The organism is Lacrimispora xylanisolvens (assembly GCF_002934545.1).
Taxonomy (GTDB): domain Bacteria; phylum Bacillota; class Clostridia; order Lachnospirales; family Lachnospiraceae; genus Lacrimispora; species Lacrimispora xylanisolvens.
The window spans coordinates 207,127-227,281 of record NZ_PTJA01000008.1 but is presented as its reverse complement, the minus strand read 5'-3'; the positions used below and the strand labels follow the sequence as shown (position 1 = coordinate 227,281).

Here is a 20,155-nt window from a genome sequence, read left to right as displayed (position 1 = left end):
AGAATGGAATGAATCTACGATTAAAAAATGCGATTTCAAACAGAAAAAAAGACTTAATAATTCTTTTGGTCCTCTTATTGATGCCTGTGTTTCTCAATGTGATACATTTTGAGTATGCATTTACAATTGTGAGCTTTATCTTTATTTACATCATAGCAGTGTCGGGTCTGGACATTGTGTTCGGTTATAGCGGCCAGATATCGCTGGGTCATGCAGCCTTTTTTGCAATCGGGGCTTATGGATCTGCGATTCTACATAAATACACCCATATTCCGGTGATTCTTACCATGATAATTGCTGCTTTTCTGGCAGCTGTTATCGGTGCAGGTCTGGCTTATCCTGCATCCAAGCTGGTTTTTCATTTCCTTTCCCTGGCAACAATTGCCTTCGGAGAGATCGTGTATCAGTTGGTTGCTCAGTCTCCCTATGAGATCACGGGCAATTTTACAGGATTTTTTACAGAATCGGTAAGCATTTTTGGATATAAACTGAATACCTACAGCAAGTTTTATTATTTTGGACTGATCAGTGTGCTTGTTTTTCTGCTTATGAAAAACAATCTGATAAAATCCAAAGTTGGACGGGCTTTTATAGCAATCAGAGAGAATTCCCATGCAGCGGATGGAATGGGAATCAATGTCCGGAACTATAAAATACTGGCATTTGCCATCAGCGCATTTTTTACAGCCTTTTCCGGTGGGATGTATGCTCACTGCGTGAAGTTCATCAGCCCGGACACATTTATGTACAAGCAGTCCGTTATGTTTCTTACCATGCTTTTGTTTGGCGGAACGGCTTCCCGCTTCGGTCCCATTTTTGGCGCAGTATCGGTACTTATATTAAACGAGGCGCTCCGTGCTACGGAAAAGTATCAGCTGTTAATTTATGGTGTTTTGCTGTTAATTGTAATTGTTGTGCTGCCAGGAGGCCTTTATGGGGCATATCAGGACGTTGCAGTAAAATTCAGAAAGAAAGGAGTAAATAAATGCTGAAGGTCAAAAACGTAACCTTAAGGTTTGGCGGTCTGGTGGCGAATAATGACGTTTCCATGGAAGTAAGAGATGGAAAAATCACTGGCCTTATTGGTCCAAACGGTGCGGGTAAAACAACTTTTTTCAACTGCATCAGCGGTGTTTATACTCCAAATGAAGGAAAGATAATATTTGAAGGAAAAGAAATTCAGGGCTATCGCCCTTATCAGATCAATAAAGCAGGAATCAGCCGTACCTATCAGATTATCAATCTGTTTAAAAAAATGAAAGTATATGAAAATGTAATCGTAGGAATGCATTCCAGACTGAATTCCAGCGTTACAGATTCTCTTTTTAAGACAAAAAAAGAAAGAGAAGAGGAGAAGAAGGCTTATGAAAAGGCTTTGAAATTGCTGGATTTCGTAGGGCTTCTGGAATTGAAGGATGAACCGGCAGGATCCCTTTCCTATGGAAAACAGAGGCTTCTTGAGATCTGTCGTGCCCTGGCAAGCGATCCTAAGATATTGCTTCTTGATGAGCCGGCTGCAGGAATGAATGCCACAGAGAAGAATGAGCTTGATGTGCTGTGCAAGAGAATAGTGGAAAGAGGGATAAGCATTCTGATCATAGAACATGATATGAAGCTGATGATGGGGCTTGCTGATTATATGTATGTATTAAACTATGGTAAGCTGCTTGCAGAAGGCGCGCCCTCGGAAATCCAGAACAATCCTGCCGTAATTGAAGCTTACCTGGGAGGTGAATAATGGGAAAACATTTATTGGAATTGAAAAACCTTCAGTATTCTTATGGAAATATTAAAGTGGTTCATGGGATTGACCTCTATGTGGATGAGGGTGAGATTGTAACCATAATCGGTGCCAACGGAGCTGGAAAAACAACAACCCTTCAGACTGTTTCGGGACTGACGGCACCATCTGGTGTAAAAGGGGAAATCCTTTTTGATGGCAGGAACATTGGAAGAACCAGAGGGCATTTAATTGCAGGTCAGGGTCTGGTGCAGGTTTTAGAGGGAAGACATGTTTTTTCAAAGCTTACTGTTGCAGAGAATATTCAGATGGGAACCTATATTCGTAAGGATAAAGCGAATATTAACAAGGATATTGATCATGTATATGAAATGTTTCCAAGATTGTATGAACGAAGAACCCAGCTTGCGGGCACTCTCTCCGGAGGAGAGCAGCAGATGCTGGCAATCGGCCGCGCCCTGCTGTGCAATCCCAGAATGATTTTGCTGGATGAGCCTTCACTGGGACTGGCACCTATCATAATAAAAGAAATTTTCGAATCCATTGTTCGTATTAACAAGCAGGGAACTTCCGTTCTGTTTGTGGAGCAGAATTCAAAAATAGCTTTGAATGTGGCGGATCGGGGTTATGTGATGCAGAATGGAGAAATCATTCTTCACGACACCAGTGTGAATCTGCTTCAGAATGAAGAGGTTAAAAAAGCTTATTTAGGTGAATAAAGGGGGGGTATTAACATGAGAGAAAGACCTTTTGTGGCTGAATTGGTAAAGAATGTAACGGTGCCCAGAATGTTCCGGGTCCGTCAGATATTTCCCCGTAATAAAATCGAACCAGAAGAGATACCTGGCATAATAAAGAAACTGCTTTCAGAAGAAAAGTTCTCTTCCCAGATTAAACCGGGAATGAAAATTGCGATTACGGCAGGCTCCAGGGGAATTGCAAACAACGCATTGACCACAAAGTGCATTGCAGATTTTATTAAATCAAAAGGTGCACAACCCTTTGTAGTTCCTGCCATGGGAAGCCATGGGGGGAGTACCGCTGCGGGGCAGAGGGAGATTCTAAGGGGCTATGGAATTACTGAAGAATATCTCCAGTGCCCCATCCTTTCTTCAATGGAGGTAAAGAAAATTGGAGTGAATGAAGAGGGAAAGGATGTTTACATAGATAAATACGCAGCGGAATCCGATGGCATTGTCATTGGCTGCAGAATCAAACCTCATACGGCGTTCCGGGGTCCCTACGAAAGCGGAATTATGAAAATGATGGCAATTGGATTGGGAAAACAGTATGGGGCTGAGGTTTGCCATGAAGCAGGATTTAAACATATGGCAAAAAATGTGCCTTTGTTCGGAAAGGCCATAATCAGGCATGCTCCTGTCTTATTTGCAGTTCCGACCATAGAAAATGCCTACGATGAGACCTGTAAGATCGTAGCGGTAAATGCAGATGAGATTGAGGAAATGGAGCCAGCCCTTTTAAAGGAAGCCGCCTCCTATATGGCAAGAATTCTGGTGGACTCCTGTGATGTTTTAATTGTTGATGAGATAGGAAAAAACTATAGCGGTGACGGAATGGATCCCAATATAACCGGAACCTTTTGCTCTCCTTATGCCACTGGCGGGATAGCTGCCCAAAGGGTTGTGGTTCTGGATTTAAGTAAAGAAACCCACGGAAACGGCATTGGATTAGGATTCTCCAGTGCTACCACAAAACGTGTTTTTGATAAACTGGATTTAGCCTCCATGTATCCAAATGCAATCACCTGCACTGTGCTTGGAGGAGTCCGGATTCCAATTATAATGGAAAGTGATAGGGAAGCAATTCAGGTTTGCATTAAAAGCTGCAACGAAATTGACAAGACCCGGCCAAGAGTTGTCAGAATTCCCAACAGCCTCCATCTGGAGCATATTATGCTTTCCGAGGATTACTTAGAGGAAATTAAGGGAATGGAAACAATTGAGATAGAATCTGAGCCAATGGATCTGCCTTTTGATGAGGATGGAATGCTTTGGTAGGTTCTGAAAATAAGGAGAAGTGACAAAATGAAAGCAATTTATATAGTGGAACCTGGAAAGGTGGAAGTGAAAGAGGTTGAAAAACCAGTAAGAAAGCCGGGAGAGGCATTACTGAAAATTTTATATGGAGGTATTTGCGGAAGCGATCTGGGTTCTTACCGGGGAACATTTGCGTATTTTGATTATCCAAGAATTCCAGGCCATGAGTTTAGTGCAGAGATTATTGAAATTGATGAAGACAATGAATATGGTTTGAAAAAGGGAATGATTGTTACCTGTAACCCCTATTTTAACTGTGATGCCTGCTACAGCTGTGAAAAGGGGCTTGTTAATGCCTGCATGGATAACCACACCATGGGCTGCCAGACGGATGGTGCCTTCTGTCAATACATCACCATGCCTTTGGAACGGATATTTGATGGAAAAGGACTTTCTCCCAGGGTGCTGACGGCCATTGAACCCTTCTGTATCGGTTATCATGGGATACAGCGTGCAGGAATTAAGCCGGGAGATAAAGTGCTGGTGGTAGGGTCTGGAACCATCGGCGTTCTGGCTGCAATTGCCGCAAAGGCTCTGGGAGGCCAGGTTTACATATCAGATGTGGCAAAGGAAAAGCTTGATTATGCAATGGAACATTTTGATTTTGCGGGAACTATCTTAAATGACAGCCCTCATGCACTTCTTCAGGCGGCCAGAGAGATCACTGGCAGTATTACAATTAACGGCAATGAAGCAGTTTATGGATTTGATGTATGCATTGAGGCGGTAGGTCAGCCCTCCACCTTTCAGGATTGTATCGAGGCCGCAGCATTTGGTGGAAAAGTGGTTATTATTGGTGTTGGTAAAAAAAATCTGGACTTCAATTTTACGATGATTCAGAAGAAGGAGCTGAATGTCTATGGCAGCCGGAATGCTATGAATAAGGATTTTATAGAATTAATTGATCTGGTAAAAGACGGCGGAGTCGATTTGGATCAGGTAATTACCCATGAATATCCTTATGAGGAAGGGGCAAAGGCCTTTGAGGATTTCAGCAGCAATGGTGCGCATATGCTAAAGGTACTTTTGGATTTTACAAAGTAACTGATTGTCAGGAATACGTTCGGATTGATGAAAAAACGATTCAATCCGAACGTTTCTTTTGATGTTAATTTTATTCATATTGACTTTTCATTTTCAATGAGCTATTCTAATATTGTGTAGTAGCATAAATGCAACTGGGGAGGGGTGAGTTATTTGAATATACAAAAGTTAAAAGGAAAGATGGCTGAGTCTGGAATTACCCAGGAGGCAATCGCTGATGCCATCGGAATGAGCAGATGTACATTTTACCGGAAGATGAAACGAAGGGGAGATACGTTTACTGTGGAAGAGATGAACAAAATTGTAAAGATAATACCTCTGAGCAGAGAGGAGGCTATCACTATTTTTTTTACCCTGTGAGTTGCATGAATGCGACTGAATGAACGGAGCAGGGGATGGAGGTCAATTATGATTATTCCGCTTGATACGAATATTATAGGGAATTTAACAAAGACAGAACGTGAAATTATAAATTACATAAACGGCCATGAAGGAACACTTGCGGGAATGTCGATTGTTGATATTGCATTTGAGACATTTTCATCACCATCCACCGTTTCGAGGGCGATTCGTAAATGCGGGCTGAATGGATTTAATGAACTGAGATACCGCTCAGGACATAAAGCAAAGAGTGAAGAGATTCAGAACATCAATGAACTTTTTAATAAAACACTGATCGAGGCACAGGCTGTGCATGAGCGCATCTCACTTACTGATATACTGGCAGTTATTGAATGCCTGAAAGATGCACATCAGATTTCTGTATTTGCAAGAGGACTGACTACTTATGTTGGTCAGGAGTTTTCCTTAAAGTTACAGCTTCTTGGTTATGATGTTTTCTTTTCCGATGATCCCAACATCATGAGAGTGAAAGCGTCCAAGATGAAAGAAAAGGATATTTTATTTATTCTGTCATTAAACGGCCAGACACCGGAACTGATTCTGGCAGCTGCCACAGCCAGTCAGAAAGGAAACTGTGTGATATCCTGCTGCTGCAATCCGCAGTCCGAGTTAATTTCATACAGTAACATTGCCCTTGTAGGATATAAGCATGCTCACCAGGCGATTAAGGAATTTGAGGTGTCTTCAAGAATCGCTCTTTATATGATCTGCAGAATTATCATTGACTATATTTCGGAGTCTGTCTAAGACTCCTTTTTCATAACCTGAAAAGATTTTCATGGCAAACTTCTCTATAATGACAGATGAGCAGAGATTTTCATAAAAGGAGAGGTGGAATAAAGTGATCTATACATTGACGGCAAACCCGGCGATTGATATGAATATCTCGTCTAATGGAATTATGGGAAAGGTGGTTAATCGGACGTTTGATGCTGTTTATACACCCAACGGAAAGGGATTAAACGTCAGCTACTGTTTAAACAGGTTTGAAACACAGTCCGCTGTTCTTGGCTTTTTCGGCGGTTTCTCCGGGCGGTATATTGTTGAGGAGACCCGGAAGATGGGAATATTGGTATATCCGGTCTGGGTGGAGGATACAACCAGAATCAATATCTTTTTAAATGACAGGACTGAGGAATACAAATTTGTCAATGAAGGGTCTTATGTTTCTCAAAAGAAGCAGAGAGAGTTGTGCAGGCTTATGGAAACTCTTGAGGATATGGATACGCTGATTGTCAGCGGAAGCCTGCCAAAAGGGCTGACAGATTCTTTTTATGATGAGGTTCTGGATATCTGCAGGAAGAAGCAGGCGGCTGTTATTTTGGACATCAGTTCTCCTTATCTTAAAAATCTGATGAGGACCAGGCCGTATCTTATCAAACCCAACGATGAGGAGATTAAGGATATCTTCGGAATCGTAATGAGAGATGAGGCTGATATCAAAGATGTGCTTCAGGACCTCCATGAAGGGGGAGCAAAAAATATTCTTTTAACTTTGGGAGAGCGGGGATCGTATTTTTACAACGGAAGTGATTTATACCATGCAGGGGCCAGGAAGATAGAACTGGTCAGTTCAGCCTGTGCCGGTGATGCGGCACTTGCAGGTTTTTTAAGTATATGGCTGAAACAGCCAGATGAGATTGAGAAGGCATTAAAGCGTTCCGCAGCGGTAGGTGCCAATGTGGCAGAAAGCAGCGGGCTTGGTTTAATGGATAAAGTTGAGAACTATGCAAAAGAAATTTTAGTGAGAAAGGTGGAGGGAGTATGAAATTACTTGGGGTAACAGGCTGTCCTACGGGAATTGCCCACACGTTTATGGCAGAAAAGGCTTTAAAAGTGGCAGCAGGAAAACTGGGGTGTCAGATCAAAGTGGAAACCAACGGAGCCATCGGGGTTGAGAATGCTTTAACGGAATCTGATATCAAAGGAGCAGATGCCATAATTGTTGCCAGCGATAAAAGTGTGGATCTGGATCGTTTTAACGGCAAGCCGGTTTTGGAGGTGTCGGTGGGAGACGGGGTCAGCAAGGCAGAGGAACTGGTTCAGGCATGTCTCGATGGGAAAGTGCCTGTGAGGAGAGGGGCGGTCATTCAAAATCTTAATCCCGGTCAGAACCAGAATGCCGCACGTCAGATCTATAAGCATCTGATGAACGGTGTTTCTCATATGCTACCCCTTGTGGTAGCAGGAGGTGTACTGATTGCCATTTCATTTCTGTGGGGGATTTATTCCTTTGATCCGGCATCGGATCAGTATAACCCGGTGGCTGCCATGATAAAGTCAGTGGGCGGTTATTCCATGGGACTGATGGTAACAGTTCTCAGCGGGTTTATCGCCCAGTCCATTGGCGGACGCCCGGGGCTTTTGGCAGGTCTGGTGGGAGGAGCCATTGCAGCTGGTACTGATGCGGGATTTCTTGGAGGAATCGTGGCAGGCTTTTTATCCGGTTATCTTTCCCAGGGGGTCGTCCGTTCATTAAGAAGACTTCCCAGGCAGCTGGAGGGGCTAAAGTCCATCTTTATTGTACCAATTGTAACAATTGGTGGAGTGGGAATCCTGATGATGCTGTTCGCCCAGCCATGTGCGGCTCTTAATCAGTGGATGATGGCAGCATTGTCAAAGATACAGAATACCAGTCCGGTTCTGTTGGGAATTGTAATTGGCTGTATGTGTGCATTTGATATGGGAGGACCGGTTAATAAAGCTGCTTATGTAACGGGTACGGTTCTTCTTGGACAGGGGAATTACTATTTTATGGCAGGTGTTTCCGCCGCATGCATTACGCCTCCTCTGGTTCTGGCTATTGCAGCTACCATCAGGAGAAACCGTTTTTCGGAGGAAGACCGGACGGCGGCATTGGTTAATTATGTTCTTGGTTTTACTCATATTACAGAAGGGGCAATACCTTTTGCGGCAAAAAATCCGTTAAAAGTCATTCCCATTCTTATGTTGAGTTCTTCCATTTCCGCAATTACTACCTATTTGATGAAGGTTGAAGTTCCTGCACCTCATGGCGGCTTTCTGATACTGGGTCTGGTTAATAAACCGGTTGTATGGGTTATATGTATTTTGCTTGGTTCTTTTGTAGGGGCTGTGCTTTATATTTTAGTGACTCCTGTTGCAAAAAAGAAGACTGCTTTACCTGAAGATTTATTAAAAGAAGAAACCGTTTGCCTTTTCCTTGAAAATACTGGAAAAGAGGAAGTCATTGATGAAATGGTGGCAATGCTTTATGCAGATGGGGTTTTACAGGATGCAGAAGCGTTTAAAAAAGAGATCATAAAGCGGGAAAAGATTTCTTCTACGGCATTTGGAAACGGTATTGCAATTCCCCATGGAAAATCCCCGGCCGTTCGTATGCCCAGAGTAGCAGTTGGATTATCAAAGAAGGGAATTTCATTTGATTCTTCCGATGGGGAACCGGTATATGCGGTATTTATGATTGCTGTGGGAGAGAATGAAGATGAAGTTCATTTAAAACTCCTTTCCGCTCTTTCCAAAAAGCTTATGAATCCCGGGTTTTTGTCCAGGCTGAGAGAATGTACGGGGAAGGATCAGATGATACGGCTGATTACAGAAGAATAGGAGAAAAAAGATGCCATTAGTTACTTCAAAAGGAATGCTGCTTGATGCACAGAAAGGAAATTATGCTGTTGGAGCTTTTAACGTAGAAAATATGGAGATGGTCATGGCAGTAGTGGAAGCTGCCCAGGAGATGCAGTCGCCTGTCATTTTACAGACAACACCGTCTACCGTCAGATATGCAGGTTTCAATCTTTACTATGCCAACGTAAAGGCGGTGGCGGAGAGAGCTACTGTCCCGGTTGCTTTGCACCTGGATCATGGAAGCAGCTTTGAACTGGCAGTTCAGGCATTACGGGAAGGGTATACCTCTATTATGATTGATGGTTCACAATTACCATGGGAGGAGAACACAGGACTGACCAGACGGGTTGTAGAGACATGCCGCCCCTGCCGGGTTCCGGTTGAGGCGGAGCTGGGATGTGTGGGAGGTAAGGAGGATGACAGGAGCAGCAGGAATTCCGGTCTTACTTCTCCGGCTCAGGCAGCAGAATTTGTAGAGAAAACCGGAATTGATTTTCTGGCAGTGGCAATTGGAACTTCACACGGAGTATATAAGGGAGCACCCCGCATTCGTCTGGATCTGCTGGGAGAAATTAAAAAATATGTATCTGTTCCCCTGGTACTTCATGGAACATCTGGCGTAGAAGATGAGGTCGTCAGAAGCTGCATTCAGGAAGGCATCTGTAAGGTGAATTACGCCACGGATTTAAGGATTGCGTTCAGTGATGGGATAAAAAGGATTCTGAATGAAGACAGTTCCGTGATAGATCCGAAAATTTACGGGAAAATGGGGAAAGAACTGGTAAAACGCTATGTACAGGATAAGATCTGGGTATGCAAAAGCAGTGGAAGAGGCTTCTGAATAACGATGCTGCAAAAAGAAACCCAGAAAGAATAATTACCCGGACTGTCTATATAATGGTAGAAATAGAAGGAATCCAGACCGTAGCTGGTAAGGAGGAAACATGAAATTATCTGAAGATCTGAGTGGCGAAGGGTATACAATAGAACCAGTTGCCGAAGAGGACCTGGAACAGTATATTAAAATAAGGAAAGAATTTTTAAAACCATTTGTAGATCAGTATTATGGTGGCTGGGTTGAAGAGATACAAATGATTATTGCTGACGACCTGTTTCACAGATCCAGAAAAGATGCCTGTTTTTGGAGCGTCAGGTTAAATGGGATAATCACAGGGTTCTTAACATATAAGGAACGGCCGGACCAGATAACTGATGTCTCTGTAACATTGTCTGAGTCCGGTCATGGTAAGAAACTATTAGATGATTTTCTTGATTTTATTACTCAGTTATCCGATGAGACTAAAAAACCTGTTTTACTAACGGTTTATCAGTCAGCTCCTTTTGCAGAACTCTATAGGGAGCATGGATTTACCATTTACGGCACATCAAGAACCCACTACCTCATGAGTTATAACATCGAGGATACCAGCGGTATGGGGGATTATAAAAATCGTATTTTTGCAGAAGGATTTCGGAAATGCGTGCAGGATCATATGTGAGCGTTTTCAGAATAACACATGTTAATAAGCAGATTCGTTAACAAAAGTAAGATTGCCATCGTAATCAGTGAAATGGCAAAACTACCTGATCCAGATGTATTCATGTACTGGTTTGTATCAAATCTGATTATGGTAAGCCCGGATAATATGGGGTATATACTGCGTAGTGTGGCATTTTTTACAAACATAGAGAAGTAGCCAAAAAGGAAAGATACAACCACCCCACCCATGAAGGCATCTTGTTTTTTGCTGGTAAAAACAATAATGGGAAGTACTGAAATATAGGTACAGAGAGAAATGACTGTCATTTGCTCAAAGCCTTTTAATAAAACGGTGAGATCAGGTACTGTTAAACCTGTTATGAATCCCACAATTAGTGTTATAAAACAACTGTAATAACCCAATAAAATACTTATTATGCCCATCGCAATCAGCTTTCCATATAGTAACTGGGGAAAGCTGATTGGGATTGTAAAAAGATTTTTTAATGTATCTTCTTTGTATTCCCGGTTAATGAGATAACCTCCGATCAGAGTGAAGATTACAGGCATAAATATGGTAGTGCTATTCCATACGGTATGATTGAAAAGGGTGGCAAAATCAAAATTTCTAATCTGTTTTTCCGGAATGGCGACTTTCTGTGTAAATATAGAAAGAATGGATGGAAAGGTCATGCCAATCATACCAATAAGTAAGATATGTAAACGCTTTAATTTAATAAATTCCGCTTTTATTATGCGAATCATTTCCAATTCTCCTCTCTTAATATTCTCTTTTGTCATAGATTTGTATGATACAAATTATGCAAATCATGGCTTCAAGAAGAACCACAGAAAAGCATATAGGTGTAGAAATAAAGTAATTACTGAGACGTTGATAAAATGTGGTCTGTATCACTCCGGTTGGTGTGTAGAACTGATATAGCCATCGGAAAATAATAGGCACAGGCATTAGCGTTCCAGCATTCAAACCAAGCGGACGCATCATGATCAGGTCACTGAAATGCATGGCGTAATTGATCAGTGTGTAGAAGAAGACCATAATAACAGACAGAATATAATTCTTGTTAAACCAGACAACCAGGACAATGCATGGCAGAGAAGCAGACCACATTAATAAACCGGTTGATGCAGTTAGACAGAATTGGAAAAACGGTTTGGTAACTGGTATGTTTTGTGAAATAACAAATAAGGTACTGACGAAAAAACCTGTAATTTGAAATGCAATTGAAAATATCAGTAATACCAGAAGCTTTACAAGTACCAGTTTCTTTTTTGATATGGGAATACAAAGCAGATTTTTAAGTGTATGATTATCCTGTTCTGTAAAAAACAAGTTTGCTGCTAAAAGTATGAGTAAAGGCATTAAAATTAAAAAAGCATTGTCTTCCCTGACTCCGGATTGGATATCTGCAAAATCAGAATCAGATAAAAGTATTGCGTTAAAAATGGGGAATATAAACGCAGACAGCATACCAAATATAAAAAGCCGCTTTCTTTTAAATTTTAACAACTCTGCATACAAAAGATTAGCCAATTCCTTCACCTCCTGTTATTCTCCGGAAGTAGTCTTCCAGGCTGTTTTCGCAGGTGCGTGCTTCTGAAACCTCTAATCCATTTTCTACGAATGTACGATTTAATAAAGCAGCAGGCAGATGATCCTCATATATCCGAAGGCTGTTGCCTTGTTCTACGATAAAATTTTTTGTGTTAAAATTTTTTTCCAGAATTCTGGCAGCCTGAAAAGGATCTGAAATGATAAAATGCAGGTATTTTTCGTTTTTTTCTTCCAGATTAACCAGACTTTCCTGTTCCAGCAGAACCCCATGATGGATAATTCCAATGTCATCCGCAAGTAAAGATATCTCTGATAAAATATGGCTGGAGATAAGGATTGTTTTCTTTTTAATGCTGCTCAGCTCACGGATAAAAGAGCGCATTTCGGCAATTCCGATAGGGTCAAGCCCATTCACCGGCTCGTCTAAAATCAGGAGCTCCGGATCATGCATAATTGCCAGTGCAATAGCAAGACGCTGTTTCATGCCCAGTGAGTATTGTGTGAACAGTTTTTTATCACCATAAGGCAATCCTACTGTCTCCAAAGAATTTTGTATTGCATCGCGGGTGGGAGTGCCCCTCAGTAATGAAAAGATTTTCAGGTTTTCGGTACCAGTCAGATTTGGATAAAAGCCGGGAGCTTCTATCATGCTTCCGATCCGGGGCAATATTTTTTTTGCATCCTTTTTTATATTCTTTCCAAATATACGTATTTCTCCGGAAGTAGGATTTGTCAGATTTAAAAGCAGTTTCATTGTTGTAGTCTTACCAGCTCCGTTCCGCCCTAACAAACCATAAATACGTCCTTGCCTTACCTGGAGATTTAAGTTATTAACACTTTTCTGCTCACCATACTGTTTTGTAAGATTAATTGTCTCAATGATCATATCACTCAAATCAGATTACCTCCTTTTCTCATTGAAACCATTCTAAACCAGAAACCTTGCATGAACCTTGCCGGAACCTTGCATTAATCTTGCAAATGTAGTTCAGCAGCTGGAAAATGAATAATAAACTCACTATAAATGCCTGGTTCGCTCTGCACATCTATGATACCATTCATTTTTTCAGTAAGTTGTCTAACAATGAATAATCCAAGACCACTGCCTTTGTCAGAACGTCCCTTATCACATTTGTATAAACGATCAAAAATATGATCTAAGTCAGCTGGAGCAATTCCAATTCCGTTGTCCAGAATACGAATGATACCAGCTGCTTTTTTTATGTACATTTGAATTGTTATTTTGTCTGCATGGCTGTGGCTGATTACATTTTGGATCAGATTATTGATAATCCGTTGGTAACCGTCAGGGTCAGCGTTTATGAAAACAGGCTGTTCTGGTATCTCTATTTCATATTGAAGCTGATTCTCTTCAAAGACAGGTATCCAGTTCTTTAAGATATTACGTGTCAGTTCTGCCAGCTCAATTTTTTCTGCAGTCAACGTAAAATCGCCGGAGTTTAACTTAAAACAGTCAAATAACTGGTCAATATAGTTCTTTAGACTATGTGCTTTCAATCGGGCTGTTTCCATGTAGTCCGCCTGTTCTTCATGACCGGCAATTCCTTTTTTTATCGCATCTAAATATCCGATCAGAGTGGTTAAAGGAGTTCTTACATCATGGGACAAGCTGGTCATAAGCTGTCTGTTTGCTTCATCTGCTGCCTTGAGTTTATAGATCTGTTCCTCGTAACAATATACAATTCCATTTAGCTGATAGGAAAGTTCAGCGGTCAGATCATTATGGACAGCCAGAATTTTACGGTTACCATTTCCGCCCTGAATATCTGATAATGCTGCTGTTATTTCTTTTAATTGCTTCCTGACTGAAAGTAACTTAAAATAACAGAAAAATGCAAAAGAAAGTGATAAACACAGAAGGAGGCTTAAAATAAGTATCACAACCATTTTTTATACCTCCTTATTAAAGCGATAGCCGATTCCTTTAATAGTCTGAATGTAAAAGGGAGTACCTGGATCTGGTTCTATCTTTTTACGGAGGCGGCTGATAATCGCCATGATATTGCTGTCATCATAGACGTACGCTTCTTTCCATACCGCTTCATATATCTGCTGTTTTGTTAAGATCCTGCCCTGGTTTCTGGCACAGTAAAGCAGAAGATCAAATTCCTTAGGAGGCAGTTCAAAGGTTCCATTTTGAGTTGTAACACTTCTGTTGTCAAAATCGATACTCATTCCCTTATATATGAGGGGATGGGATCTGTCCTGTATTTCATTGAAACGGGTGTATCTGCGAACCAGTGAAATAATCCGGGCAATTAATTCTTCCATATTGAAGGGTTTTGCCAGATAATCGTCAGCACCGGAACGAAGACCATATATTTTTGAAGTGGAGTCATCTTTCGCAGTCAGCATAAGGATAGGGATATTGCTTTTACTGCGTATTTTATCCAATGTTTGAAATCCATTCATTCCATGCATCATCACATCCAGCAGAATAAGATGGTATTTCTTTTTTTCAAGCATTTCCAGGCCGTTTAAGCCTGAGTGACAATAATCTGCACTTATTCCTTCTTTTGCAGCGCATTGTTTGATTAAAACACATAAATCTTTATCATCGTCTATTATTAATATATGGCAATCCACGTTTCTCCCCCTTAAACCAATGCATGATCAGATCCATCTTTTTTGCTTTCAGTGTAAACGGATGTGCGGATAAATTCAAGAGATTTGACTGAATAGATACAAAAACCTCCCCCGATAAAAATGGGGGAGGACGTGTCTTTTTAAATAATCACTGGCTGAATCTGCCTTCCATCCAGTGCATATTCCAGTGTCTTACTGATTAATTCGGTTCGGGCAATCATGGAATTAGGTTTTTTCACCGGATTATCCTGGCCAAAAGGCACAAAGTAAATATTTTTCACATTGTAGAGTGTGCCGATATTTTTAAAATTCATCCCAAGAGCATCATTGGTGGATAGAGAGATAACCAGAGGTTTCTCATTTCTTAAATGTGCTTTTGCAGCCATAAGAACTGGTGAATCGGTAATTCCGTTTGCCAGCTTTGCCAGTGTGTTGCCGGTGCAGGGAGCAATCAGAAGAATATCTAAATATCCCTTTGGCCCAATGGGCTCTGCTTCTTCCAGCCGGAGTATTGGCTTATTTCCTGCTATTTCAGTAATTCGTTCCATATATTCTTTTGTGCTGCCAAACCGGGAGTCTGTGGTCTGGACGTTGGAAGAGAAAATGGGATAGATATCTGCCCCTTCATCTGCAAGAACTTTTATTTCTTCTTCTATTTTGTCAAAAGTACAAAAGGACCCGGTAATTGCCAGGCCTACTTTCTTTCCTTCCAGTTTCATAATGCACTCCTTTGCCTAAACAGTTTGAGATAAACAGGTGAGAATTGCTTCATACAGAATTTTCGCCGAGGTTTCGGGAGCATAGATTCCAGGGAGGCCAAGGCTAAGCTTTGCACGGATTCCCTGCTGCCTGCAGGCTTCAAAGTCCACACCACCTGGGGCGGAGGCAATATCGATAATGGTTGCCTGCCGGGAGGCCAGGGAGACAAGTTTCTCATCAATGACCAGTGCTGGTATGGTGTTGAAGATATAATCATATCTGCCTATTTCTTTTTCTAAATCACTTAATAAAATCGTTTCAAACCCCATGGCTGATGCAAGAGCCAGCTGGTTTGCTTTTCTTCCTGCTATGGTGATTGTAAGGTCGAGGCCTTTTAGCTTAAGTGCCAGGGTTTTGGCACATCTTCCGAAACCGGTAATCAGGCATTTGCTCTGATGGAGACAGCCCGGGCTTAACCGTATGGCCTCCGCAATGGCGCCTTCTGCAGTTGCAATGGTGTTTTTTATGGTGACATCTTCCATATCCATATAGTCGAAGCAGCCAATTTCATTTTTTCTGGCATATTCTTTTACGTATGCCGGAATATTGCCTCCAAACAGGATATGGTCAGAGGTAAGATGGCTTAAGAGATTGCCAATTCCAAGGTCGTTCATTTCATGGGCAGAAAACAGGCTGATTTTATCCTTGGTAAACGGGATAGGACAGAGAATGATATTGCAGGTTTCCATGGCTTCCTTCAGTGAGAAGTCAGGGTCGTCTCCGTCAGAATGAAGAACAGTAAAAAAGCCGTTTTCAGTTAAAATGCGGCTTAAATAAAGCTGTCTTGAGTCGCCGCCTAATAGAAGAAATTTATGCATACGGTCATCACTCCTTATACTGGTTTATATGATAAAAAAAATGATTTGTGTATGGTACCATCTGGGAATGTTTGTCATATTTCTGTTAGTATGAACCTATTTTTTAGGAATGAATGTCTATGAATGATGGGATTTTTAAAGGCTCTGCTACAGCCATTGTTACACCCATGGATAAACATGGGAATTTGGACCTTGTGGCTATGGAGCGGCTGTTGAAATTTCAGCTGGAAAATGGTACAGATGCAATTCTTGTAAACGGAACAACGGGAGAATCTTCAACACTGGAAGAGAAGGAAAAGACAGATCTGCTGGAATTTGTGGTTCATTATGTAAACCACAGGGTTCCTGTGATTATGGGAACGGGGAGCAATTCCACCTCAAACTCAGTAAGGCTTTCCAGAAAGGCGCAATCACTTGGAGCATCAGCGCTTTTGCTGGTCACACCGTACTATAACAAGACATCCCAGCATGGACTGGTGGAGCATTTTAATACAATAGCAGACCGGGTGGATATTCCAATTATTTTGTACAATGTTCCCACACGTACAGGGGTCAATATTGAACCTGAAACTTATTTAAAGCTTTCTGAACATCCCAATATAAGAGCTGTGAAGGAGGCTGGCGGAAATATTTCCCATATTGCAAAAGTTGCGGCTCTGTGCGGAGACCGGCTGGATCTCTATTCGGGAAATGATGATCAGACTGTACCGATTATGTCTCTTGGAGGGATGGGCGTGATTTCGGTCCTGGCCAACATTATGCCCCAGGAGATGCACACCATGTGTGAGTTGTTTTTTGAGGGACAGGTGAAAAAGAGCAGAGATATGCAGTTAGAGTTATTACGCATTATGAATGCCATGTTTATGGATGTAAATCCTGTACCGGTGAAAGCGGCTTTATCAATACTGGGACTGTGTGAGGAAAAATACAGACTGCCTCTGGTTCCGTTAAAAGAAGCAGATAAAGAAAAATTGAGTGATATCATGGAATCTTATTTTAGTCATATTTAATACCTGATAAATAAAAGAAGCGCTTTATAAATACAAAATCTATGAAGCGCTTCTTTTTATACATAAAAAGACCAAGCTGCTAAAAGTGGCAAATAGAGTTGCAATTTGGATTTCTCTGTAAGATAATAAAAGCAAATTTTATAGGAGTTGGTTAAATGCTAGTGTCTAAATATGAATTTAATGTTAAAACCAGAGAAGATTTCTATATGTACCCGGAAAAATATCGTGTGAAACCATTTCGGATATATGGAAACCTGTATTACACAGGTAATAAAAGTGTTGGCTCCCATTTGATTGATACAGGAGAAGGGTTGATACTCGTTGATACCACCTATCCAACAACGGTGGCCATGCTGGTTCAGTCTATATGGGAATTAGGGTTTAATCCCAAAGACATCCGTTATATCCTCCATACCCATGGTCACTTTGATCATATAGGAGGAACGGCTTTTCTCAAAGAACTTTCCGGGGCGAAAACCTGTCTGGGAGAGGGAGACGCAGTCATGTTTCGTGAAAGACCGGAGCTGGTGTTAACACGTGACTGCGGATGCAGCTATTTCAAGCCTTTTGAGCCTGATTTGATTATGAAGGATGGAGATATTATTACCCTTGGAAACACCAGTATCCGGATAATTTCTACTCCCGGACATTCAGATGGGGTAATTTCTTTCTTTTTCGAAACTGAGGAAAATGGGGTCCGGATGACTGCAGGTATGCACGGCGGAGCAGGGCTAAATACTTTATGCAGAACGTTTATCCAGCGCTTTGACAGAAAGCAGTGCAGGGAAGAATTTCTGAAAGGGATAGAACGGGTATATGAGGAGCCTGTTGATATCATGCTGGGGAATCACGCGGGTCATAACCGTACAGTGGAGAAACGGCAGTTAATGATACAGGAGCCGGAAGGAGCCAATCCATTTATAGATCCATCTGAGTGGAAACGTTATCTGGATTCTATAAAGAAACGGTATGAGATCATGCTGGAGGAAGAGGAAGCAGGGACTGATTTAATAGAAATGTAAGAAAGATGGTGGATTGAAATGTCCGGAATTGCATTATTTGTGCCAAGCGATGAGATGTATGAGCAGGCGAAGGGGATACTGAGAGAAAAAGACAATCATGTTACCATAGTAAAAAGAATCCGGGTGGAGGAAGCGGTAACAGAAGCGCAAAAGGCTATCTCAGAGGGTGTAAATATTATCATAGCAAGAGGCAGACAGGCAGCGGAGATCCGTCGCCATACCAATGTAGCAGTAGCTGAAATTGTAATGACAGCACAAGAACTTGGACTTCTGGTGATCCGGGCAAAAAGCATTGTGGAGAAAGAGTGCCCCAGGATCGGAATTTTTGGCTGGGGTGATATGCTGTGTGATACAACATACTTTAACCAGTTATACCACATTGATTTAAAACGGTATATTTTAAAAGATTTCAATGAATGGCGAAATACCATTGAAGAGGCAGGAAAGGATGGACTGGATATCATTATCGGAGGTCAGTCAGCGTTAGATGGGGCATATCAGATGGGAATCCCCGGCCTTTATATGTCATCTACCGGAGAAGCCATACGGGTGGCACTTAAAAATGCAGAATCTCTTTACTATATGTCAGAAATTGAACAGCATAATTATGCCCAATTTTCAACGGTTCTGGACAGCGCATTTAATGGTATTATCAAAATCAGTGTGGCAGGAAAGATTCTGGTAATGAATCGTGCTATGGAGCAAATACTTGGATGCAGCTCGGAGCGATGTGTAGGGAAACCAGTAACCAGTTTTTTAAAAGATCTTGAAGAAACAGTATTAAATCAGATTCTGACAGGCAGTCTGGAAAACTATTCTACATTTCTGACGCTGCTTGATCAATCCATCGTCGTTTCTATGGAGCCAATCGTTGTGGGAACCCGTATTGACGGTGCAATTATTTCCTGCAACCGTTTAAAGCGGCTTGATATGAATGATAAAGACGTTATGAAGGAACAGTATTTAAGGGGATATGTGGCTTATGGCACCTTTGATGACATCAGCAAGAATTTGAAAGATATGCATAAAATTGTGGAATTGGCGAAATTATATGCTCAGTCTTCCAGCCCCATGCTGATTGAAGCGATATCGGGTCCGGAGCTGGAAGCAATTACTCAGGGAATACATAATTACAGCATGAGAAAGAATGGACCCTTCATTGTAATTAATATGGCAGGATTAACAGAGGACCAGCAGACGAGGACTCTGTTTGGCAGCAAAAGAGAAGGACAGGGTGAAGATGAACCCGGAGCCCTTGCACAAGCCAATCACGGCACACTGGTGATTCAAAGTATAGACAAGCTGACTCTTCAGGCCCAGTACAATCTCATTCGTGCGATTCGGACAAAACGCTTAATCAGGGGAAACCGGATTGAAGATACTCTCATGATTGATACAAGAATTATTGCATGTACGGCAAAGAATCTGACTCAGCTGCGCAGTGAGTTCAAGTTTCGGTCTGATTTGTATTTTACCCTGAAATCTCTGCGTTTAAAGATCCCAAATTTAAAAGACAGAAGAGAAGATGTGGAGTATTTACTGGATCTGTATACCAGAAAATATATGGAGCAGTATTCCAGGTATCATGTAATGGCCCCCGGTGTTAAACAGGTCCTTTTAAATTACCCATGGGAGGGAAATAGTATTCAGCTGGAAGCATTCTGCGAGAGAATGATTCTGACAGTAGGGAAACGTACCATTACAGAGGCATATGTCAGAGATTTACTTGATGAACTCTATCACCGGGATACCAGTATTTATGCGGTTTCATTGGAAGAAGAGGAAAAAATGGAGCAATGGAGTCCTGCGGGAACAGCGGAAAACCCGGAACGCACACTTATTAAATCAATACTAAACAAGTATAACGGGAACCGTACCTTAACTGCCAGAGAACTGAATATCAGCACAACCACATTATGGAGAAAAATAAAAAAATTGGAAATTATTGAAAAATAATCTTGCGCTCCATTGCAAAATGTAATGATTTTGCAATGCATTAACTACATTTGAAATAAATATTAAGCAATATGAAA

General features: G+C 41.5%; 21 protein-coding genes. 14 read left to right on the top strand and 7 right to left on the bottom strand.

Annotation, left to right across the window (positions count from 1 at the left end; translation table 11 throughout):
* The first annotated feature begins 8 nt into the window (after positions 1 to 8).
* From BXY41_RS16150 to BXY41_RS16100, 11 genes are all read left to right on the top strand, one after another.
* Positions 9 to 992: a branched-chain amino acid ABC transporter permease gene (locus BXY41_RS16150; protein WP_170072413.1), complete on the top strand. Its 984-nt coding sequence runs from the start codon at positions 9 to 11 to the stop codon at positions 990 to 992.
* Positions 986 to 1,738, top strand: coding sequence for an ABC transporter ATP-binding protein (locus BXY41_RS16145; RefSeq protein ID WP_104437888.1), 753 nt, complete (start codon positions 986 to 988; stop codon positions 1,736 to 1,738). Before BXY41_RS16150 ends, BXY41_RS16145 begins: the two co-directional genes overlap by 7 nt.
* The gene (locus BXY41_RS16140) at positions 1,738 to 2,460 is read left to right on the top strand and encodes an ABC transporter ATP-binding protein (protein WP_104437887.1); all 723 of its coding nucleotides are present in this window, start codon (positions 1,738 to 1,740) and stop codon (positions 2,458 to 2,460) included. The genes BXY41_RS16145 and BXY41_RS16140 overlap by 1 nt, the downstream gene beginning before the upstream one ends.
* Before the next feature lie 15 nt (positions 2,461 to 2,475).
* Positions 2,476 to 3,759 carry a nickel pincer cofactor-dependent isomerase, group 22 gene (locus tag BXY41_RS16135; protein WP_104437886.1) on the top strand — a complete coding sequence of 428 codons (1,284 nt, stop codon included), beginning with the start codon at positions 2,476 to 2,478 and terminating at the stop codon, positions 3,757 to 3,759.
* Between the two features lie 27 nt (positions 3,760 to 3,786).
* Positions 3,787 to 4,842 carry a zinc-binding alcohol dehydrogenase family protein gene (locus BXY41_RS16130; RefSeq protein ID WP_104437885.1) on the top strand — a complete coding sequence of 352 codons (1,056 nt, stop codon included), beginning with the start codon at positions 3,787 to 3,789 and terminating at the stop codon, positions 4,840 to 4,842.
* Positions 4,843 to 4,995: 153 nt separating this feature from the next.
* Positions 4,996 to 5,202 carry a helix-turn-helix domain-containing protein gene (locus tag BXY41_RS16125; protein ID WP_341457851.1) on the top strand — a complete coding sequence of 69 codons (207 nt, stop codon included), beginning with the start codon at positions 4,996 to 4,998 and terminating at the stop codon, positions 5,200 to 5,202.
* A gap of 48 nt (positions 5,203 to 5,250) precedes the next feature.
* A complete protein-coding gene (locus BXY41_RS16120) occupies positions 5,251 to 5,991 on the top strand; it encodes a MurR/RpiR family transcriptional regulator (protein ID WP_104437884.1) in 741 nt (246 codons plus the stop codon).
* Positions 5,992 to 6,085: 94 nt separating this feature from the next.
* Positions 6,086 to 7,012: a 1-phosphofructokinase family hexose kinase gene (locus BXY41_RS16115; RefSeq protein ID WP_104437883.1), complete on the top strand. Its 927-nt coding sequence runs from the start codon at positions 6,086 to 6,088 to the stop codon at positions 7,010 to 7,012.
* Positions 7,009 to 8,829 carry a fructose-specific PTS transporter subunit EIIC gene (locus tag BXY41_RS16110; protein ID WP_104437882.1) on the top strand — a complete coding sequence of 607 codons (1,821 nt, stop codon included), beginning with the start codon at positions 7,009 to 7,011 and terminating at the stop codon, positions 8,827 to 8,829. The genes BXY41_RS16115 and BXY41_RS16110 overlap by 4 nt, the downstream gene beginning before the upstream one ends.
* A 10-nt stretch (positions 8,830 to 8,839) precedes the next feature.
* Complete coding sequence (locus tag BXY41_RS16105) at positions 8,840 to 9,691, top strand: class II fructose-bisphosphate aldolase (RefSeq protein ID WP_104437881.1); 852 nt, start codon at positions 8,840 to 8,842, stop codon at positions 9,689 to 9,691.
* Positions 9,692 to 9,794: 103 nt separating this feature from the next.
* A complete protein-coding gene (locus BXY41_RS16100; protein ID WP_104437880.1) occupies positions 9,795 to 10,349 on the top strand; it encodes an N-acetyltransferase in 555 nt (184 codons plus the stop codon).
* On the opposite strand, the gene BXY41_RS16095 is transcribed toward BXY41_RS16100, so the two are convergent.
* From BXY41_RS16095 to dpsA, 7 genes are all read right to left on the bottom strand, one after another.
* Positions 10,340 to 11,095, bottom strand: coding sequence for an ABC transporter permease (locus BXY41_RS16095; RefSeq protein WP_104437879.1), 756 nt, complete (start codon positions 11,093 to 11,095; stop codon positions 10,340 to 10,342). The genes BXY41_RS16100 and BXY41_RS16095 overlap by 10 nt on opposite strands.
* 16 nt (positions 11,096 to 11,111) lie before the next feature.
* Positions 11,112 to 11,885, bottom strand: coding sequence for an ABC transporter permease (locus BXY41_RS16090; RefSeq protein WP_104437878.1), 774 nt, complete (start codon positions 11,883 to 11,885; stop codon positions 11,112 to 11,114).
* Entirely contained in the window at positions 11,878 to 12,801 is a 924-nt protein-coding gene (locus tag BXY41_RS16085) for an ABC transporter ATP-binding protein (protein WP_104437877.1), read from the bottom strand. Before BXY41_RS16085 ends, BXY41_RS16090 begins: the two co-directional genes overlap by 8 nt.
* Positions 12,802 to 12,875: 74 nt before the next feature.
* The gene (locus BXY41_RS16080) at positions 12,876 to 13,814 is read right to left on the bottom strand and encodes a sensor histidine kinase (protein ID WP_104437876.1); all 939 of its coding nucleotides are present in this window, start codon (positions 13,812 to 13,814) and stop codon (positions 12,876 to 12,878) included.
* Positions 13,815 to 13,817: 3 nt separating this feature from the next.
* Positions 13,818 to 14,513: a response regulator transcription factor gene (locus tag BXY41_RS16075; protein WP_104437875.1), complete on the bottom strand. Its 696-nt coding sequence runs from the start codon at positions 14,511 to 14,513 to the stop codon at positions 13,818 to 13,820.
* A 140-nt stretch (positions 14,514 to 14,653) separates the two neighbouring features.
* Positions 14,654 to 15,232, bottom strand: a complete 579-nt coding sequence (locus BXY41_RS16070) for a dipicolinate synthase subunit B (RefSeq protein WP_104437874.1) — start codon at positions 15,230 to 15,232, stop codon at positions 14,654 to 14,656.
* Between the two features lie 15 nt (positions 15,233 to 15,247).
* Positions 15,248 to 16,090 (bottom strand): dipicolinate synthase subunit DpsA, encoded by an 843-nt coding sequence (dpsA, locus tag BXY41_RS16065; protein ID WP_104437873.1) that lies wholly within the window; start codon positions 16,088 to 16,090, stop codon positions 15,248 to 15,250.
* 119 nt (positions 16,091 to 16,209) lie between these two features.
* Here dpsA and dapA point away from each other — a divergent pair, with 119 nt between their 5' ends.
* From dapA to BXY41_RS16050, 3 genes are all read left to right on the top strand, one after another.
* A complete protein-coding gene (gene dapA / locus BXY41_RS16060; RefSeq protein ID WP_104437872.1) occupies positions 16,210 to 17,100 on the top strand; it encodes a 4-hydroxy-tetrahydrodipicolinate synthase in 891 nt (296 codons plus the stop codon).
* Positions 17,101 to 17,255: 155 nt separating this feature from the next.
* Entirely contained in the window at positions 17,256 to 18,122 is an 867-nt protein-coding gene (locus BXY41_RS16055) for an MBL fold metallo-hydrolase (protein ID WP_104437871.1), read from the top strand.
* Between the two features lie 18 nt (positions 18,123 to 18,140).
* Complete coding sequence (locus tag BXY41_RS16050) at positions 18,141 to 20,078, top strand: sigma 54-interacting transcriptional regulator (protein WP_104437870.1); 1,938 nt, start codon at positions 18,141 to 18,143, stop codon at positions 20,076 to 20,078.
* Positions 20,079 to 20,155: the final 77 nt, after the last annotated feature.

What these genes read in the sequence shown, in the direction of transcription:
- BXY41_RS16150 (WP_170072413.1), top strand. Translation starts at nt 9, where the DNA reads ATGAATCTACGATTAAAAAATGCGATTTCAAACAGAAAAAAAGACTTA.
- BXY41_RS16080 (WP_104437876.1), bottom strand. Translation starts at nt 13,814, where the DNA reads ATGGTTGTGATACTTATTTTAAGCCTCCTTCTGTGTTTATCACTTTCT.
- BXY41_RS16050 (WP_104437870.1), top strand. Translation starts at nt 18,141, where the DNA reads ATGTCCGGAATTGCATTATTTGTGCCAAGCGATGAGATGTATGAGCAG.
- BXY41_RS16130 (WP_104437885.1), top strand. Translation starts at nt 3,787, where the DNA reads ATGAAAGCAATTTATATAGTGGAACCTGGAAAGGTGGAAGTGAAAGAG.
- dpsA (WP_104437873.1), bottom strand. Translation starts at nt 16,090, where the DNA reads ATGCATAAATTTCTTCTATTAGGCGGCGACTCAAGACAGCTTTATTTA.
- BXY41_RS16070 (WP_104437874.1), bottom strand. Translation starts at nt 15,232, where the DNA reads ATGAAACTGGAAGGAAAGAAAGTAGGCCTGGCAATTACCGGGTCCTTT.
- BXY41_RS16095 (WP_104437879.1), bottom strand. Translation starts at nt 11,095, where the DNA reads ATGATTCGCATAATAAAAGCGGAATTTATTAAATTAAAGCGTTTACAT.
- BXY41_RS16110 (WP_104437882.1), top strand. Translation starts at nt 7,009, where the DNA reads ATGAAATTACTTGGGGTAACAGGCTGTCCTACGGGAATTGCCCACACG.
- BXY41_RS16140 (WP_104437887.1), top strand. Translation starts at nt 1,738, where the DNA reads ATGGGAAAACATTTATTGGAATTGAAAAACCTTCAGTATTCTTATGGA.
- BXY41_RS16105 (WP_104437881.1), top strand. Translation starts at nt 8,840, where the DNA reads ATGCCATTAGTTACTTCAAAAGGAATGCTGCTTGATGCACAGAAAGGA.
- BXY41_RS16135 (WP_104437886.1), top strand. Translation starts at nt 2,476, where the DNA reads ATGAGAGAAAGACCTTTTGTGGCTGAATTGGTAAAGAATGTAACGGTG.
- dapA (WP_104437872.1), top strand. Translation starts at nt 16,210, where the DNA reads ATGAATGATGGGATTTTTAAAGGCTCTGCTACAGCCATTGTTACACCC.
- BXY41_RS16100 (WP_104437880.1), top strand. Translation starts at nt 9,795, where the DNA reads ATGAAATTATCTGAAGATCTGAGTGGCGAAGGGTATACAATAGAACCA.
- BXY41_RS16120 (WP_104437884.1), top strand. Translation starts at nt 5,251, where the DNA reads ATGATTATTCCGCTTGATACGAATATTATAGGGAATTTAACAAAGACA.
- BXY41_RS16055 (WP_104437871.1), top strand. Translation starts at nt 17,256, where the DNA reads ATGCTAGTGTCTAAATATGAATTTAATGTTAAAACCAGAGAAGATTTC.
- BXY41_RS16145 (WP_104437888.1), top strand. Translation starts at nt 986, where the DNA reads ATGCTGAAGGTCAAAAACGTAACCTTAAGGTTTGGCGGTCTGGTGGCG.